The organism is Bacillus sp. FSL K6-2869 (assembly GCF_040869405.1).
GTDB lineage: Bacteria > Bacillota > Bacilli > Bacillales > Bacillaceae > Bacillus > Bacillus altitudinis.
Map to the genome: position 1 here is coordinate 2,079,475 of NZ_CP152035.1, position 15,081 is coordinate 2,094,555.

General features: G+C 40.0%; 18 protein-coding genes. 3 read left to right on the forward strand and 15 right to left on the reverse strand.

Going from position 1 to position 15,081, the window contains the following annotated elements; genetic code table 11:
• Positions 1-4: 4 nt before the first annotated feature.
• From MHI58_RS10610 to MHI58_RS10665, 12 genes are all read right to left on the reverse strand, one after another.
• Entirely contained in the window at positions 5-628 is a 624-nt protein-coding gene (locus MHI58_RS10610; RefSeq protein ID WP_035703293.1) for a 1-acyl-sn-glycerol-3-phosphate acyltransferase, read from the reverse strand.
• 19 nt (positions 629-647) lie between these two features.
• Positions 648-1,136 (reverse strand): type 3 dihydrofolate reductase, encoded by a 489-nt coding sequence (gene folA / locus MHI58_RS10615; protein WP_024718553.1) that lies wholly within the window; start codon positions 1,134-1,136, stop codon positions 648-650.
• The gene (locus MHI58_RS10620) at positions 1,133-1,927 is read right to left on the reverse strand and encodes a thymidylate synthase (protein WP_017367468.1); all 795 of its coding nucleotides are present in this window, start codon (positions 1,925-1,927) and stop codon (positions 1,133-1,135) included. Before MHI58_RS10620 ends, folA begins: the two co-directional genes overlap by 4 nt.
• A 103-nt stretch (positions 1,928-2,030) precedes the next feature.
• The gene (locus tag MHI58_RS10625; protein ID WP_008346387.1) at positions 2,031-2,558 is read right to left on the reverse strand and encodes a phosphatidylglycerophosphatase A; all 528 of its coding nucleotides are present in this window, start codon (positions 2,556-2,558) and stop codon (positions 2,031-2,033) included.
• 18 nt (positions 2,559-2,576) lie between these two features.
• On the reverse strand, positions 2,577-3,194 hold the full coding sequence (locus tag MHI58_RS10630) for a YpjP family protein (RefSeq protein ID WP_024718552.1): 618 nt from the start codon (positions 3,192-3,194) through the stop codon (positions 2,577-2,579).
• Positions 3,195-3,460: 266 nt separating this feature from the next.
• Positions 3,461-4,258, reverse strand: coding sequence for a class I SAM-dependent methyltransferase (locus MHI58_RS10635; protein ID WP_017367470.1), 798 nt, complete (start codon positions 4,256-4,258; stop codon positions 3,461-3,463).
• A gap of 65 nt (positions 4,259-4,323) precedes the next feature.
• Complete coding sequence (locus tag MHI58_RS10640) at positions 4,324-4,758, reverse strand: BrxA/BrxB family bacilliredoxin (protein WP_045035056.1); 435 nt, start codon at positions 4,756-4,758, stop codon at positions 4,324-4,326.
• Positions 4,759-4,839: 81 nt separating this feature from the next.
• On the reverse strand, positions 4,840-6,516 hold the full coding sequence (gene ilvD / locus MHI58_RS10645) for a dihydroxy-acid dehydratase (RefSeq protein WP_007500822.1): 1,677 nt from the start codon (positions 6,514-6,516) through the stop codon (positions 4,840-4,842).
• A 310-nt stretch (positions 6,517-6,826) separates the two neighbouring features.
• Positions 6,827-7,966 (reverse strand): conserved virulence factor C family protein, encoded by a 1,140-nt coding sequence (locus MHI58_RS10650; RefSeq protein WP_045035055.1) that lies wholly within the window; start codon positions 7,964-7,966, stop codon positions 6,827-6,829.
• A gap of 30 nt (positions 7,967-7,996) precedes the next feature.
• Positions 7,997-8,620: an HD domain-containing protein gene (locus MHI58_RS10655; protein WP_024718551.1), complete on the reverse strand. Its 624-nt coding sequence runs from the start codon at positions 8,618-8,620 to the stop codon at positions 7,997-7,999.
• A 2-nt stretch (positions 8,621-8,622) separates the two neighbouring features.
• The gene (locus MHI58_RS10660; protein WP_007500827.1) at positions 8,623-9,105 is read right to left on the reverse strand and encodes a glutathione peroxidase; all 483 of its coding nucleotides are present in this window, start codon (positions 9,103-9,105) and stop codon (positions 8,623-8,625) included.
• A gap of 74 nt (positions 9,106-9,179) precedes the next feature.
• Positions 9,180-10,862: a formate--tetrahydrofolate ligase gene (locus MHI58_RS10665; RefSeq protein WP_045035054.1), complete on the reverse strand. Its 1,683-nt coding sequence runs from the start codon at positions 10,860-10,862 to the stop codon at positions 9,180-9,182.
• A gap of 138 nt (positions 10,863-11,000) precedes the next feature.
• Here MHI58_RS10665 and metA point away from each other — a divergent pair, with 138 nt between their 5' ends.
• Together metA and MHI58_RS10675 are read left to right on the forward strand one after the other, a co-directional pair.
• Entirely contained in the window at positions 11,001-11,909 is a 909-nt protein-coding gene (gene metA / locus MHI58_RS10670; RefSeq protein ID WP_045035053.1) for a homoserine O-succinyltransferase, read from the forward strand.
• 227 nt (positions 11,910-12,136) lie between these two features.
• Positions 12,137-13,288, forward strand: a complete 1,152-nt coding sequence (locus MHI58_RS10675; RefSeq protein ID WP_007500831.1) for a diglucosyl diacylglycerol synthase — start codon at positions 12,137-12,139, stop codon at positions 13,286-13,288.
• Positions 13,289-13,323: 35 nt separating this feature from the next.
• On the opposite strand, the gene MHI58_RS10680 is transcribed toward MHI58_RS10675, so the two are convergent.
• Entirely contained in the window at positions 13,324-14,025 is a 702-nt protein-coding gene (locus tag MHI58_RS10680; protein ID WP_007500832.1) for an AIM24 family protein, read from the reverse strand.
• A gap of 267 nt (positions 14,026-14,292) precedes the next feature.
• Here MHI58_RS10680 and cspD point away from each other — a divergent pair, with 267 nt between their 5' ends.
• On the forward strand, positions 14,293-14,493 hold the full coding sequence (gene cspD, locus MHI58_RS10685; protein WP_003215784.1) for a cold-shock protein CspD: 201 nt from the start codon (positions 14,293-14,295) through the stop codon (positions 14,491-14,493).
• Between the two features lie 51 nt (positions 14,494-14,544).
• On the opposite strand, the gene MHI58_RS10690 is transcribed toward cspD, so the two are convergent.
• Both MHI58_RS10690 and MHI58_RS10695 read right to left on the reverse strand, forming a co-directional pair.
• The gene (locus MHI58_RS10690; RefSeq protein WP_008346368.1) at positions 14,545-14,727 is read right to left on the reverse strand and encodes a hypothetical protein; all 183 of its coding nucleotides are present in this window, start codon (positions 14,725-14,727) and stop codon (positions 14,545-14,547) included.
• 171 nt (positions 14,728-14,898) lie between these two features.
• Positions 14,899-15,081 carry a zinc-finger domain-containing protein gene (locus MHI58_RS10695; RefSeq protein ID WP_008346366.1) on the reverse strand — a complete coding sequence of 61 codons (183 nt, stop codon included), beginning with the start codon at positions 15,079-15,081 and terminating at the stop codon, positions 14,899-14,901.

Genomic DNA, 15,081 nt, shown 5'->3' on the forward strand with positions numbered 1-15,081 from the left:
TTTTCTATGCGCGCTTTTGTGCGTAATCACTCATTTTGACCGGTGCTTTTATATGGATATCGACATTAACTGGACGAAGTCTTTTGACGATCTTCCCTGTTAAAAGACGGTCTGTGCCGCTTGTTTCAACCGGAACAAGTGAGCAGTTACATTCTTCAGCAAGCGTTTCTGCCATGACACGATACTGTTCAGAAAGCAACAGACTCTGGCCAGATAGAACTCTTTCTCTTGCTTCTTCTAATAACGCCTCATCAGATTGATTCTGCTTGATCACCGCCATCTTCTTCAACCATTGTTTTAAGATGGGATAGCGAAACAGATGCGGTTTTGCCATAAAAGCAAATGGCTTCTCTAAGTGACCAATCAGCAAGGTCGTCGTCACTGGATGATGTGCTTCTGTGACATAAATAACAGGACCATCTGGCAGCTTTTTTTGCTGATGAATGGTCATGACCGATCCTGATTGATCAATACACCCTCTGGCAAACCTTTTTGCATGCTCATGGATGAGATGCATTCGTTTCGTATAGGAAATGCGTGGATCCGTTAATTCATGATCATACAAATGCCTTATACTTTTAAAAAAGGATACAACAACATAAATCGTTAAAAACCAATAACGAAACAACCGTACTCCTCCTACTCACTTATCCTTCTTTTCTGTCATAGACGACAAATTCATAATTGTAGGGGTTCTTTTCGTCACGATGGCCTTTTTCACGTGATACAACCGTCCAATTCTCTTCATCGTAATAAGGGAAGAAACGGTCGCCTTCAAATGAATGATGAATGTGCGTGATATATAGACGATCTGCATATGGCATCATTTCCTCATACAGCTTAGACCCGCCAATGATCAATAATTCTTCCTCGGTCTTCGCAATGGTTAAAATATCATCGATTGAATGGACCACCTCGCATCCTTCAGCTTGAAAAGAAGAACTTGTGGTCAACACGATATTCCGGCGGTTAGGCAGTGCTCGTCCAATTGATTCAAACGTTTTTCTGCCCATGACAATGGTATGGCCACTTGTGACTTTTTTAAAATACGCTAAATCAGCGGGTAAATGCCAAGGCATTTGATTATCTTTGCCAATGACTCTGTCTTTTCCTGTCGCCACTATCATGGAAATCATACACTGACTTCTCCTTTAATATGCGGATGTGGATCATAGTTCTCGAGCACAAAATCATCAAACGTAAAATCAAAAATACTTTTGACATCTCTAGTGATGCGAAGCTGCGGAAGTGTGCGCTCCTCACGCTCTAATTGCATTTTGACCTGCGGAAGATGATTTTGATAAATATGAGCATCTCCTAGCGTATGAATAAACTCTCCTGGCTCAAGGTTGGTCACTTTGGCAATCATCATCGTTAGAAGTGCATACGAAGCAATATTGAAAGGCACACCTAAAAAGATATCTGCCGAACGTTGATAGAGCTGGCACGATAATTTACCGTTTGATACATAAAATTGAAACAAGCAATGACAAGGAGGCAGCGCCATCTGATCAATTTCTCCTGGATTCCACGCACTGACAATCAATCTTCTCGAATTAGGATGATTCTCAATATCATGAATCAGCTTGCTGATCTGATCTACTGTCTCTCCGTCTCCACTCGCCCATGATCTCCACTGCGCACCATACACACGCCCTAGCTCTCCATTTTCATCTGCCCATTCATTCCAAATACGGACGCCATTTTCTTGAAGATATTTGACATTTGTATCACCTTTTAAAAACCACAGTAACTCATGAATGATTGATTTCAGGTGTAATTTCTTTGTTGTTAATAAAGGAAACCCTTCCTGTAAATCAAATCTCATTTGGTAACCGAACGTGCTGATAGTGCCTGTTCCTGTTCTGTCACCTTTTTCATCCCCGTGCTGTAATACATGACGGCATAACTCTTTGTATTGTTTCATTTTTTTCATCCTTTATTTATGTTCTTGTTGTAGTTTACCTTATTTCTGCTTTTGTTGAAACCAAAAAAACATGTCTGCAAGATGAGCAGACATGTTTTTCTTTTTATGCTTGATTCACTCGATCCTGCTCTTCGTCCTTAATATCTTGGTGAGAGTGAGCTATGCGACTTGCTGCTGCAGCGGCAAGCGCAGCGACAAGGTCATCGAGGAAGGTGTGTACTTCACCAGGACGACCTTCATCTAATTCTCTAATAATACCAAATTTCTCTTTGTCTAGATAACCGAAGTTGGTCAAACCGATTGATCCATATACATTGACAATGGAAAGCGGAATAATCTCATCAATTCCATATAGCGGTTCATCTGTTTCAACTAAATGCTGCAAAGGTTCTGGCAAAAGCTTTTTTTCTGCCAGCTGATCAAGAGCAAGTCCTGTCAAAACTGCGTGGACAATTTCCCTTTTATTCAGCACTTTTTCAACATTTTCAATGCAGACACTAAGTGGAAGATTTGGGTTGTATTTCTCTTGGAGTTTCAGCACAATGTGTGCAATATCTTCTATTTTCACTCCACGCTCGTTTAACATCTGTTTTGTAATGCGAACCATTTCGTTCATTGTATACTTTTTCAATTGGCATGACATCTCCTTCTAGTGGCTCATCCAGCTCGGCGGGGTGTTTTTATCCCAGTAAATATTACCGAGTTCATGATGCGTCTGGAATCCATCTTCTGCTGTATGGTAGTGAAAGTTAAACCAATATCCGCTGTGAGGCGGCTGATCTCTCCTGACATGAAAACGAAGCAAATCTTCTCCAGTCTTTCTATTATAAATGTGGAAGATTTTTTCCCCATTTCCGCTTGAAGGCTGATCAGTTAAAACAACATCTTGAAATTTTTCGTCATCTTTGAAATTTGTTAAAAAATCGGTTAACACTTGTTCAATTTTTGGTTGAATCTCTTCTCTATACTCGTCCTCAATGACAGGTGTGATTTTACGACCAAATTTGAGAAAGGATTGGTTTTCTGCACTTGATAGAACCTCTTGCTTATATTGCTCAAAGGGGTCTACCCGCTCTTTGTTGTCTTCTTGCGATAATTCCCAGCTGCGCGTATCATCTGATGTATCATAAACTGCTGTATAAGGTGATTTATCAGATGAAGAAAGTTCAGATGGCTTGTCTGTCATCAAAGCTGATGGAGGAGAGATTAAACCAAAAGTCGCAATCGTAAAGAGTGCAACGAGCGTTTTTCTCATCCACATTTTCATGATATCTAATTCCTTCCATAAGTTATCATACTGCTATTCTAGCATATAATGAATTTTCAGTCATTCAATTTGGTCATTGAGTTGAGACTTTCTTTTTCATGATAAAACGTTTACAATAACAGTAACGACGACTAAAATTTGGGAGGAATGGATATGCTTGAAGGGTTTTTCATCACAGCTTCCTTGCTGACGTTATTTTATTTTGTCTATATGGAGATCACCGATTAAAAGCCCTGAAATAGGGCTTTTTTAATTGTTAAGAGTGATTAAAGTTTTGTTGATTTGTCTTCTTCTATTGAGATATATCCGTAATGGAATTGGGCGGTTTTACGTTTCATCACCTGAAATTGATAGGAATCAGTGGTAAATCGTGTGCTTTTCCAATGATCTTTTAAAACCACTCTTTTTCTAGCCACTCTCATTGCTTCTTTCACAGCGGTTTCATGGTCAAAATGATGCTCAGCTGCATGACGAAGCGGCATCATACTAGCAGACTCTTGTATGGTTTCTTCAAACATTGGGTCAAAATAGACGATATCATAGGATCGATCAGGGAGCTTCTTTAACTGCTCAATACTATCCCCGCTGATGACAGATATCCGTTTCATCGCTTCGTCTGCCTCTTTCACACCCGTTTCCCAAGTGCTGAGTCCTTCTCGAACAAGCAATGCCGTCATTGGATTTTTTTCAATACCGGCCACTTTTCCATTGGCTCCTGTAGCGCAGCTTGCGGTAATCGCATCAGATCCTAAGCCAAGCGTACAATCTAAAAAGGAATCGCCCGGCTTTAATTGTGCTGCTTCTATTAATGGATCTTTTTCCCCTCGCAGAACCCGCTTCACCCTAAACATCGCTGAGCTTGGATGGAAAAAGAACTTTTCACCATTTGGCTGATACCATTCAAATCGTTCTTTCCCAACAACCAGTACATCCCCCCGCTTGATCGCAAGCTGTTTGACAGATTGTTTGCGCCGCTCGATATACTCACCATGCAAGTCCTTTGCAAGGGCCTTTGCCGTTTCAATTGTTTGTTCATTTGCTCTAAAGCTTGTTGTAATGAGCATGACGTTCCTCCATCATAATCAAGAAAAAATGCCCTGATGGATCACAGGACATTTCAACATTTGTATTAGCAATGTTTTTCAAATGCAGATAAGACGTTCTTCATAATATCTTCCATTTCATGACCTTCAATTTCGTCACGCGGGATAAAATGAACAAGTTCATTTCCTTTTAAAAGTGCCATAGATGGAGAAGATGGCTCCTCACCTGTGAAGTATTCTCTCATTTTAGCCGTTGCTTCCCGGTCCTGACCAGCAAAGACCGTCACCATTCGATGTGGTGCTTTTTCTGCTTTCATGACAGCTTGAGTAGCAGCAGGGCGTGCTAAACCGGCAGCACATCCGCATACGGAATTGACGACAACAAATGTTGTTCCTTCTGCTTCCTGCATCGTTTTTTCTACTTCTTCTTCAGTCGTCAATTCTTGAAACCCTGCACTTGTCAGTTCTTGGCGCATTGGTACGACGAGCTGACGCATATATTCTTCATATGCCATTGACATAAAAAAGCCCCCTCTATAATCCTTATGTTGTGAATAAAGGATACTATAGAGAGAGCCAATTTTCAAATGTTCAATTTCACATTAAATTTTCATGATTCCGCCTGTATTGGCTGATGTCACAAGTTTTGAGTATCTGGCAAGGTAACCTGTTTTTACTTTTGGCTCAAAGCCTTTCCAGTTTGCTTTTCTTTTTTCCCATTCTTCTTCCGGGACATCTACGCTTAAAATGCGTTTTTCGATATCGACAACGACATGATCACCATTTTCAACAAAGGCAAGCGGGCCACCTTCTGCTGCCTCTGGAGAAACGTGTCCAATAGACAATCCGCGAGAAGCACCGGAGAATCGTCCGTCTGTAATTAAAGCAACCTTTGGACCAAGTCCCATTCCAACAATTTGTGAAGTTGGTGCAAGCATTTCAGGCATACCGGGACCGCCTTTAGGTCCTTCATAACGAATAATGACAACATGTCCTGCTTCTACTTTTCGATTAATGATTCCTTCAAGTGCTTCCTCTTGGGATTCAAATACGATCGCAGGTCCTTCATGACGTGTGATGCCGTCTTGTACACCGCCTGTTTTAATGATTGCTCCATCTGGCGCAAGGTTTCCAAATAAAACGGCTAAACCGCCCTTTTCAGTAAATGGCTTGTCAATTGGATAAATGACGTTATAATCTTTTACCTCATGACCTGCAATATTCTCGCCTAACGTTTTCGCTGTGACGGTCATGGTATCTAAATGAAGAGCCCCCTCTTTTTTGGACAATTCATTTAGTGCAGCGGTCACTCCGCCAGCTTCATGTAAATCTTCAATATATACATCTGAAGCTGGAGCAAGTTTCGATAAATGCGGTACACGTTCTGCGACTTCATTGATGCGTTCAAGTGAATATTCAACGCCTGCTTCATTTGCAATCGCCAATGTATGAAGAACTGTATTGGTTGAACCACCAAGTGCCATATCTAAAGCAAATGCGTTATCAATCGCTTTTTCGGTGACAATATCACGTGGTTTAATGTCTTTTTTGATCAGCTCCATCAATTGTTTTGCTGACTTCTTCGCAAATTCTCTTCGTTCTGGTGAAGTCGCCAAAATGGTTCCATTTCCAGGAAGAGCAATCCCTAGCGCCTCTGCTAAACAGTTCATTGAGTTTGCTGTAAACATACCAGAGCAAGATCCGCATGTTGGACAGCCAAATTGCTCTAATTCGTTTAATTCCTCTTCATTAATTTTCCCTGATTGGTATGCGCCTACGCCTTCAAAGACAGAAGAAAGAGAAATTTTTCTACCATCACTTGTTCTACCAGCTTCCATCGGTCCACCACTGACAAATACAGTTGGGATATTCACACGCATGGCAGCCATCATCATACCTGGCGTGATTTTATCACAGTTAGGAATACAAACCATGCCATCAAACCAGTGTGCCGACACCACGGTCTCTACTGAATCAGCAATGATTTCACGGCTTGGCAATGAATATCTCATCCCAATATGCCCCATCGCAATACCATCATCTACCCCAATTGTATTGAATTCAAATGGAACACCGCCAGCTTCACGAATGGCTTCTTTCACAATTTTTCCGAATTCCTGAAGATGGACATGCCCTGGGACAATATCAATATAGGAATTACATACGGCAATAAACGGTTTGCCAAAATCCTCATCTTTTACCCCAGCTGCTCTTAGTAAGCTTCGGTGAGGTGCTCTGTCAATTCCTTGTTTAATCATATTACTGCGAAGTTCTGCCATCTGTTTAAAAAGCCTCCTATACTACTAGTCTTGTTGACTGTATGATTTTGAGTTCATTTTATTTTACAAATTTTCTGTTTATTTAGCCACCTATAATAGATAGTGACTGATTTCTCTGCTGAAGCAAGTGCTCAGCAAGGATTGTGTCATAAAATCTGACCTCCAATATTCTATATTGGTACTACTATATAGAGTTTTTTCTCATATTTCAACAATATTCAAAATAATTTTTCTAAAAAAATTTTTCTGCCAATAAAAAAGCCATTTTCAGAAAACAAGCTGCCTTTTATTGGCAGCCTGCTCCTCTTTCTTATGATTCTGATGCATTTTTTCTACTTTCTGTCATTTGCTTCCACACAGAGCCTTTTGCTTCTTCTCCGTGCTCAATTCGTTCGATGGCCATTTTTACTTGAAGACTGACTTCAAATTCAGGGTCCTGCTCCGCTTCTTTTAAAGCTTCTAGTGCTGTTTCGTCACCTTCTTCATAAAGGAACATGGCCGCACGCCAGCGGACAAGCTTACTTGAGTCCTTTAAGGCTTGGATCATCGCTTCAATCGCACTAGGATCACCAAGATCCGAAATACAATCTCCAGCAGTTCTTCTAACCGTCACTGTTTTATCTTCAAGCCCTTTATACAAAATAGGCAAAATGGCTGGATCTTCAATCATGCCAGCATTCACAACAGCTTGTCTGCGAATCGATGTTTTTGGATCCTCCATCGCTTTCATTAAAACAGGTATATCTTTTTTCTCTGGCTGCATTTGCTCTAAATGAGCAAAACGTTTCTTCCAATCTTCATCGCGCAGCATCTCTTCTGTCACATCATATGCTTTTCGGTTCACTTGTTTATCTACAGCCTCTTGACCTTCCTTCACTGCCTCTGTTAAACGGGATAAACGCTCGTCGTCATATGCAGCTTGCAGCTCTTCTGTGACTTCTTGACCGATATCAGCAAATTCTCCAAAACGTACGCCATGTTCTTTCCACACACGTTCAAATACAACATTATCTGAACTGCTTCTTAACTTTAAAATCGCTGCCTGGAAACGTTCAGGCATTCCAAATCGTTCTTCTCTTTCACCGTCTGTCAGCTTCACCTGCATCGGAATCCCATTAAACATTTGAACAAACACTTTGACTTCTCCAAATGTGTCATCACCTGACTGCGATTCTCCCTGAAGCCCTTCTGTTTCTTGTCCAAAGGCTTCTCTGACTTGCTGTAAAATACCTTGCCAGTCAAATTTCGCATTGCGCTCAACCGCTAAGAAATCGGCTACATGGTAAACACCTTTTACACCTTCAATGGTTAAAATGCGCTTAATCATCTCTGGCGCTTCATCTTTTTGATCTTTTTTGTAGTTATTGCTTTTACCGCCTGCAAGCGCTTCTGTCAAAATGACTTTCATTGTATTCGGGCTTGGCGTTGGTTCTATGGCAGTTATTTTCATCTATACATCCTCCTTACACACATAAAGACCCTACTCATCTGTAAGGCCGCATTCTTCTTTCCATGTCTTAATAAATAGACACATAAACTCATGTCGCTCATGAGCCAGCTGCTTTCCAGCACGTGTGTTCATCAAGTCTTTTAATTGAAGCAGCTTTTCTTGCATATGCAAAAGTACTGTGCCTTGATGAGCACCCTCTGTATAGTGAGGCTCCCCTTTTGCACCTGCATATGTAAACACCCTTGCAATCCCAGTTGCACCTATCGCATCCAGTCGATCTGCATCTTGAACAATGGCGCCTTCTAATGTCACTGGCTTATGCTGCATATGCCGGTGACGAAAAGACATCGTTGTAATGATATCCATGATATAGCGAATATCTCGCGTGTCCACTTCCCACAAAAGGAGCTGCTGCTTGAGATCATGCGGTGAAAGCTTCCATTCACTAGACAGCTTGTCATCAATTACATCATGGACAATCGCTGCCATTTCAATGACAAAAAGCGCCCCGCCCTCCTGTTGTGCAATATGGACGGCAAGCTGGCGCACACGATTGATATGAGCTTCATCGTGTCCAGTCGGTTCATTCTTTAGCTGTTTTGAAACAAAGGAGGCAGCTGCCTCCAATTGTTCTTGCTGCTTACTCAAATTCATGCTTATTTCTCCAAAAGAGCGATAATGGAGCTTTCTAATTCTTTTGGTGGTGTTTTAGGAGAGAATCGTTCAGTCACTTCTCCGTTTTGGTCAACGATAAATTTTGTAAAATTCCATTTCACCGTTTTTGTACCAAGCACACCTTTCGCATGACTCGTTAAGTATTTGAAAAGCGGATGCGCATTGTCACCATTGACATCTACTTTTGCAAACATCGGGAAGGTCACACCATAGTTTAACGAACAGAATTCTTGAATTGCTTCTTCCCCTTCTGGCTCTTGATTCATAAATTGATTGCACGGAAATCCTAAAATTTCAAGGCCCTTTTCATGATATTGATCGTATAACTCTTGTAATTGTTTAAATTGAGGGGTCAGTCCACATTTGCTCGCTGTGTTCACGATGATCAGTACTTTCCCTTTGTAATCTGCCATTGATTTTTCCTGACCGTTAATGGTCTTGACCTGAATATCATAAATTGACATCTCATAGCCTCCTAGGATTCACTTTTTCCTATCGTAACATGCTTCTTTTAGAAAATCGCTTTTTATGCTTCCTGCTAAAAGAGTCCAGTCACACTGCCGTCTTCTAATAAATCCATCTCAAGTGCCGCAGGTTTTTTAGGGAGACCTGGCATGGTCAGAATGCTTCCCGTTAGTGCAACGATAAAACCTGCTCCTACAGATGGTTTTAACTCTCGAATCGTAACGGTAAAGCCTTTTGGTCTGCCGATTAAAGCCGGATCATCCGATAGTGAATATTGTGTTTTTGCCATACAAACAGGCAAATGGGCCCAGCCATTTTTCTCAATTGCAGCTAGCTGCTTTCTTGCTTTTGATGTAAGGTTGACGCCGTCTGCACCATAAACCACTTTGGCGACTTTTGACAACTTTTCTTCAATGGAATCTTGCTCCTCATATAAATAAGAAAAGCTGTTTTCATTCTTTTCAATGAGTGTCGTGAGCTCTTCGGCAAGTGCTACGCCGCCAGCTCCCCCTTCTTCCCATACATTGACGGCTTTGACTGGATGTCCATTCGTTTCGCACCAGTTTTCTATTGCTTGAATTTCTTCTTTTGTATCGGTAATAAAACGGTTCACTGCAACGATGTATGGTAGACCGAAGGCTTGCACTGTTTCAATATGCTTCTCTAAATTATGTATACCTTCTAATACAGCCTGTGCATTTGCTTCCTTGAGCTCTGTTTTCTGCATTCCGCCATGCATTTTAAGCGCCCTGACAGTTGCTACAATGACAACAGCGCCTGGTTTAAAATCACCGGCTCTTGTTTTGATGTGAAGAAATTTTTCCGCGCCGAGGTCTGCACCAAATCCCGCTTCTGTTACGACGTAATCTGCTAGTTTTGCCGCCATTTTTGTGGCAATTAAACTATTGCATCCATGTGCAATATTGGCAAAGGGACCACCATGAACAAGGGCTGGAGTTCCTTCAATCGTTTGAACAAGGTTGGGTTTCAGCGCATCTTTTAAAAGCAAGGTTAATACGCCTTCATATCCTAGATTTCCAACTGTGACCGGTTCACCTTCTTGATTGTAGGCAACAACAATAGAAGAAAGACGTTTTTTTAGATCGTTTAAGTCGTCTGCTAAACAGAGGATGGCCATCATTTCGGATGCAACCGTAATATCAAATCCATCTTCTCTAGGGTACCCATTTAATTGACCGCCAAGTCCTACGACCACTTGTCTTAGAGCACGATCGTTTAAATCTAACACTCGTTTCCATACAATTCGGCGTGCGTCGATCCCAAGCTCATTTCCGTGATGGATATGATTATCAATAAAAGCAGATAAAGCGTTATGTGCAGATGTAATCGCATGAAAATCCCCTGTGAAATGAAGATTGATTTCTTCCATAGGTAACACCTGTGAATATCCGCCGCCAGCTGCACCACCTTTAATACCCATTGTGGGACCTAGTGAAGGTTCACGCATGGCAATGATCGCTTTTTTCCCGATTTTCTCGAAGGCTTGACCGAGGCCAACTGTTACGGTGGACTTCCCCTCACCTGCTGGCGTTGGGTTGATCGAAGTCACAAGAATCACATTTCCTTCTTTTTGTTCCTTTAAACGGTCAAAAATAGTCAAAGATATTTTCGCTTTTGTGAAACCATAGCATTCTAATTCTTCGTCATGTATGTGTAATTTTGCTGCGATGTCTTGAATCGGTCTCAGCTTTGCCTTTTGGGCAATGTCAATATCTGATAAATGCTTTGTGATCATGATTAATGGCCTCCTTTTTTGACAGAAACAGCTTTCTTTTTTGCTCTATTTTTCATTGTAACATAATTGAAACATTGAAATATCGCCAGAAAGTTCCTATAATGAAGTGAAATTAGCTTTGGTTCAGGGGGTGGCGAGTTGCCTATTAACATACCAGTTCATCTGCCGGCAAAACAAATACTAGAGAGCGAAAACATTTTCGTCATGGATGAGACAAGGGCATTCAAACAAGATATCCGTCCTTTGAATATCGTGATCTTAAATTTAATGCCAAAAAAAATACAAACTGAAACGCAGCTGCTGAGAATGCTCGGAAATTCTCCTTTGCAAGTGTATTTTACATTTTTGATTCCAAGTACACATACACCGAAGAATACATCGAGAGAGCATCTAGATGAATTTTATACGACCTTTGAATCGATTCGCCATAAAAAATTTGATGGCATGATCATTACAGGTGCACCAATTGAGCATTTAGCTTTCGAAGAAGTTTCCTATTGGAAAGAACTGCAGGACATTTTGGATTGGAGTAAAACGAATGTGACGTCTACTCTCCATATATGCTGGGGGGCACAGGCTGGTCTTTATCATCATTATGGCATTGAAAAAATCAAGCTTCCAGAGAAAAAATTCGGTGTTTTTGAGCATCTTGTCAAAGAGAAAAAAGAAAGATTAGTAAGAGGTTTCGATGAAGTATACTATGTCCCACATTCTAGGCATACAGATATTAATACAGAACAATTAAAAAACACGCCGAATCTAAAAGTATTGAGCACGTCTGAGGAAGCTGGTGTTTGTTTAATTGTTTCAGATGATGATAAACAAGTATTTTTAACTGGACATCCTGAATACGATACAGATACATTGAAGCAGGAATATGAAAGAGATTTGTTGAAACATGATACAGTCAAAAAACCCGTCCACTATTTCATCGAAGATGGAGACACATTAGTTCCAGTGAACCGATGGAAAGCCCATGCTACTTTGCTGTTTATGAATTGGCTTAATTACTATGTTTATCAAGAAACACCATATGTGTGGGAATAAAATAGACTGTAGTCTGATGATAAATGCGTAAAATGTGTTAAAATACAAATGGCTCTGTCTTCCATTATCAATTTAGTCTGTTTGTTTTTTAAAATTAGTTTAATTCTTTCGTAACGAATGATATGCTCTCGCTGTTTATATGTTATCTTTATGTATATGTAGACCTATGAGATTTATAGTTTCGTACGAAGTTTTGTTGTTGTTGATTACATTTGAGGTGAATATTCTTGAATACCAATAAAAAAATATTAATCTTGACCGCAAATTATGGAAATGGACATATGCAGGTTGCAAAAACACTGTATGATGAATGCAAATCCCAAGGGTTTGAACATGTGATAGTTTCTAATTTGTATCAAGAATCAAATCCCATTGTGTCCGAAGTGACTCAATATTTATATTTAAAGAGCTTCTCCATTGGGAAACAATTTTATCGCTTGTTTTATTACGGTGTAGATAAAATTTACAATAAACGCAAATTTAACATTTATTTAAAGATGGGAAATAAGCGTCTTGATGAATTAATTCAATTACACAATCCGGATATCATCATCATTACATTCCCGATGATTGTTGTACCTGAATACCGAAACAAAACAGGTAAAGTCATTCCAACATTTAATGTGATGACAGACTTTTGTCTTCATAAAATTTGGGTACATGAAAACATTGACCGATACTATGTTGCAACCGATTATGTGAAACAAAAGCTAGTAGAAATCGGCACACATCCAAGCGATGTCAAGGTAACAGGCATTCCGATTAGACCACAATTTGAAGTAGACGTGCCTAAATCGATCATCTATAAAAAATATGGATTATCATCAGACAAAAAAGTCCTTCTCATTATGGCGGGTGCCCATGGTGTACTAAAAAATGTGAAGGAACTGTGTGAAGCACTACTTCTTGACAGTGAAGTACAAATTGTTGTTGTGTGCGGTAAGAATGCAGCGCTGAAGCAATCGCTTAGCGAACTTGAACAAGCACACCCAAATCAATTGAAGGCGCTTGGATATGTGGAACAAATTGATGAATTGTTCAGAGTAACGGACTGTATGATTACAAAACCGGGCGGAATTACATTAACAGAAGCAACAGCAATTGGTGTCCCAGTTATTCTTTACAAACCTGTTCCAGGACAAGAAAAAGAAAATGCTCTTTTCTTTGAAGATTACGGCGCTGCCATTGTCATCAACAGACACGAAGACATTTTAGAATCTGTCACCAACTTGCTGCAAGACGAAGAAAAATTAGAATCCATGAAACAAAACATCAAAAAATTACACTTAAAACAGTCTTCTCAAACCATTTTAGAAGATATCGTCGAACAATCAGATCTGATCATGAGCAACAAATCGTATGCTCAAGCATTATCATAAAAAGGTGCCCGTCATTGACGGACACCTTTTTTCTTTTAACCTTGATTTCCATTCGTTGTATATACTTCTTCAAACGGCTGAACAACAACAAAGCCACTTCCGCTAAACTTCATTTGAATGGACTCTCCGCTTCCCCTGCCAATAAACGTTTTGAACGATACATCTGTCACAAATTCAGTCTGCAAATCTCCTGACCATGCGACTGTCGCATTCGGATCTGTATAAACAGAATCACCTGGCTGAACAATCAGCGTCAGCGGTTCGTAATGACTTGTGATTGCCACAAGACCTGGTCCTTCAAGTTTGACATTAAATAATCCGCCTGCAAGCATGCCAGACACCTTTTTCATTAATTTAATATCCCACCGAACAGACGGTTCAAATGCGAGCAAGTCGTTTCCATTAACGAAAATAGACTCCCCTTGAGCCAATCGAAGAATTGAGATTTTTTTCCCTTGGTCTGCTACATATAATTTCCCATCACCTGTGGCCTTCATCAAAGAGGTTCCTTCTCCTGATAACATTTTTTTGAACATCTTTGACACACCGTGTTCAAACACACCTTCACGTTCAAACTTTATTTTCCCGCGATATGAAACCATGGAGCCTGTTTTTGCCCAAATGGTATCCGTTAAATTAATTTCTAACAATCTTGGTGTTTCAAGTTCAAAGACCCCTTCCCCTTTGTCTTCTTGCTGCGTATTCTGAACAAACTCCTCAATCGTGTAACGATTCATGACGCACCTCTTTCTGTATTTTTACTATATACGGACAAGTTATACGTTAGGTTTCATGAGATTAGGACGTTTTATAGATAAATGTCATTCACTAAAAAAACAAAAAAATCAAACATTCTGCTCAAAATTTGGCTTGCCTGCTTGACGCTTTACTTTTGATGGTGTATAGTGGAACCATCATTTAACAACTTCTTAAGTCGTTAGGTGATGAAAAATTTTTTTTAGTATGCCAAAAGGTGTGCTACAGTACTAGGAGGAAAAAGTAATATGCAAAACGGTAAAGTAAAATGGTTCAATAATGAAAAAGGTTTCGGCTTCATTGAAGTTGAAGGCGGAGACGACGTATTCGTTCACTTCACAGCTATCGAAGGTGATGGTTACAAATCTCTAGAAGAAGGACAAGAAGTTTCTTTTGAAATCGTTGAAGGTAATCGTGGACCTCAAGCTGCAAACGTAACAAAAATCTAATCAACTCAATCAATGATGAAACGACAAAATAAAGAGAGGCGTATGCCTCTCTTATTTGATTTTCAGCTGAATTTCAATCGCTAAAATATTTTGCTTTAATCTTTGTTCAATTTCAGAGATATCTTTTTCGAGAAAAGGTCTTCCCTTCTTTGCTACATCTACCAGTTGCTCTAGATCACTGTACACCTCTTGAAATGTTCGATGTAATACCGTTTCAAAATCCTTATTATCCATGCCGGCCTTCCCCTTTTCCTCTATTATCCGTCACTTAGTCAAAAAGTAACTCAACCAAAACTTTCTATAGTTATATCGGCTCATTTTTCAGAATATGTTCTTTTTTTACACATTCTATTCGTTTTTTTTCGTGAACGCGTGATACATCTAGGGGAAAACCGGAGTGTACGCTTATTTTTTAAGTAATTCATTCCCGTATTGTTTGATCTTCTCTCCTACCGTGCATTGCTGTATACAAAAGGAGTGCGCGTATTTTTTGCCAAATTCTTTACGAAAGTGCTTCTTAATCAAGCAATCTGAACAATACGTGTCTTGAAGATCTGTTAATTCTTTTACTGCTGTTTTTTTATCCAC

What these genes read in the sequence shown, in the direction of transcription:
- MHI58_RS10655 (WP_024718551.1), bottom strand. Translation starts at nt 8,620, where the DNA reads ATGAATTTGAGTAAGCAGCAAGAACAATTGGAGGCAGCTGCCTCCTTT.
- MHI58_RS10680 (WP_007500832.1), bottom strand. Translation starts at nt 14,025, where the DNA reads ATGAATCGTTACACGATTGAGGAGTTTGTTCAGAATACGCAGCAAGAA.
- MHI58_RS10630 (WP_024718552.1), bottom strand. Translation starts at nt 3,194, where the DNA reads ATGAAAATGTGGATGAGAAAAACGCTCGTTGCACTCTTTACGATTGCG.
- MHI58_RS10620 (WP_017367468.1), bottom strand. Translation starts at nt 1,927, where the DNA reads ATGAAACAATACAAAGAGTTATGCCGTCATGTATTACAGCACGGGGAT.
- MHI58_RS10650 (WP_045035055.1), bottom strand. Translation starts at nt 7,966, where the DNA reads ATGAAAATAACTGCCATAGAACCAACGCCAAGCCCGAATACAATGAAA.
- ilvD (WP_007500822.1), bottom strand. Translation starts at nt 6,516, where the DNA reads ATGGCAGAACTTCGCAGTAATATGATTAAACAAGGAATTGACAGAGCA.
- MHI58_RS10635 (WP_017367470.1), bottom strand. Translation starts at nt 4,258, where the DNA reads ATGCTCATTACAACAAGCTTTAGAGCAAATGAACAAACAATTGAAACG.
- cspD (WP_003215784.1), top strand. Translation starts at nt 14,293, where the DNA reads ATGCAAAACGGTAAAGTAAAATGGTTCAATAATGAAAAAGGTTTCGGC.
- MHI58_RS10660 (WP_007500827.1), bottom strand. Translation starts at nt 9,105, where the DNA reads ATGTCAATTTATGATATTCAGGTCAAGACCATTAACGGTCAGGAAAAA.
- MHI58_RS10665 (WP_045035054.1), bottom strand. Translation starts at nt 10,862, where the DNA reads ATGATCACAAAGCATTTATCAGATATTGACATTGCCCAAAAGGCAAAG.
- MHI58_RS10690 (WP_008346368.1), bottom strand. Translation starts at nt 14,727, where the DNA reads ATGGATAATAAGGATTTTGAAACGGTATTACATCGAACATTTCAAGAG.
- MHI58_RS10640 (WP_045035056.1), bottom strand. Translation starts at nt 4,758, where the DNA reads ATGTCAATGGCATATGAAGAATATATGCGTCAGCTCGTCGTACCAATG.
- folA (WP_024718553.1), bottom strand. Translation starts at nt 1,136, where the DNA reads ATGATTTCCATGATAGTGGCGACAGGAAAAGACAGAGTCATTGGCAAA.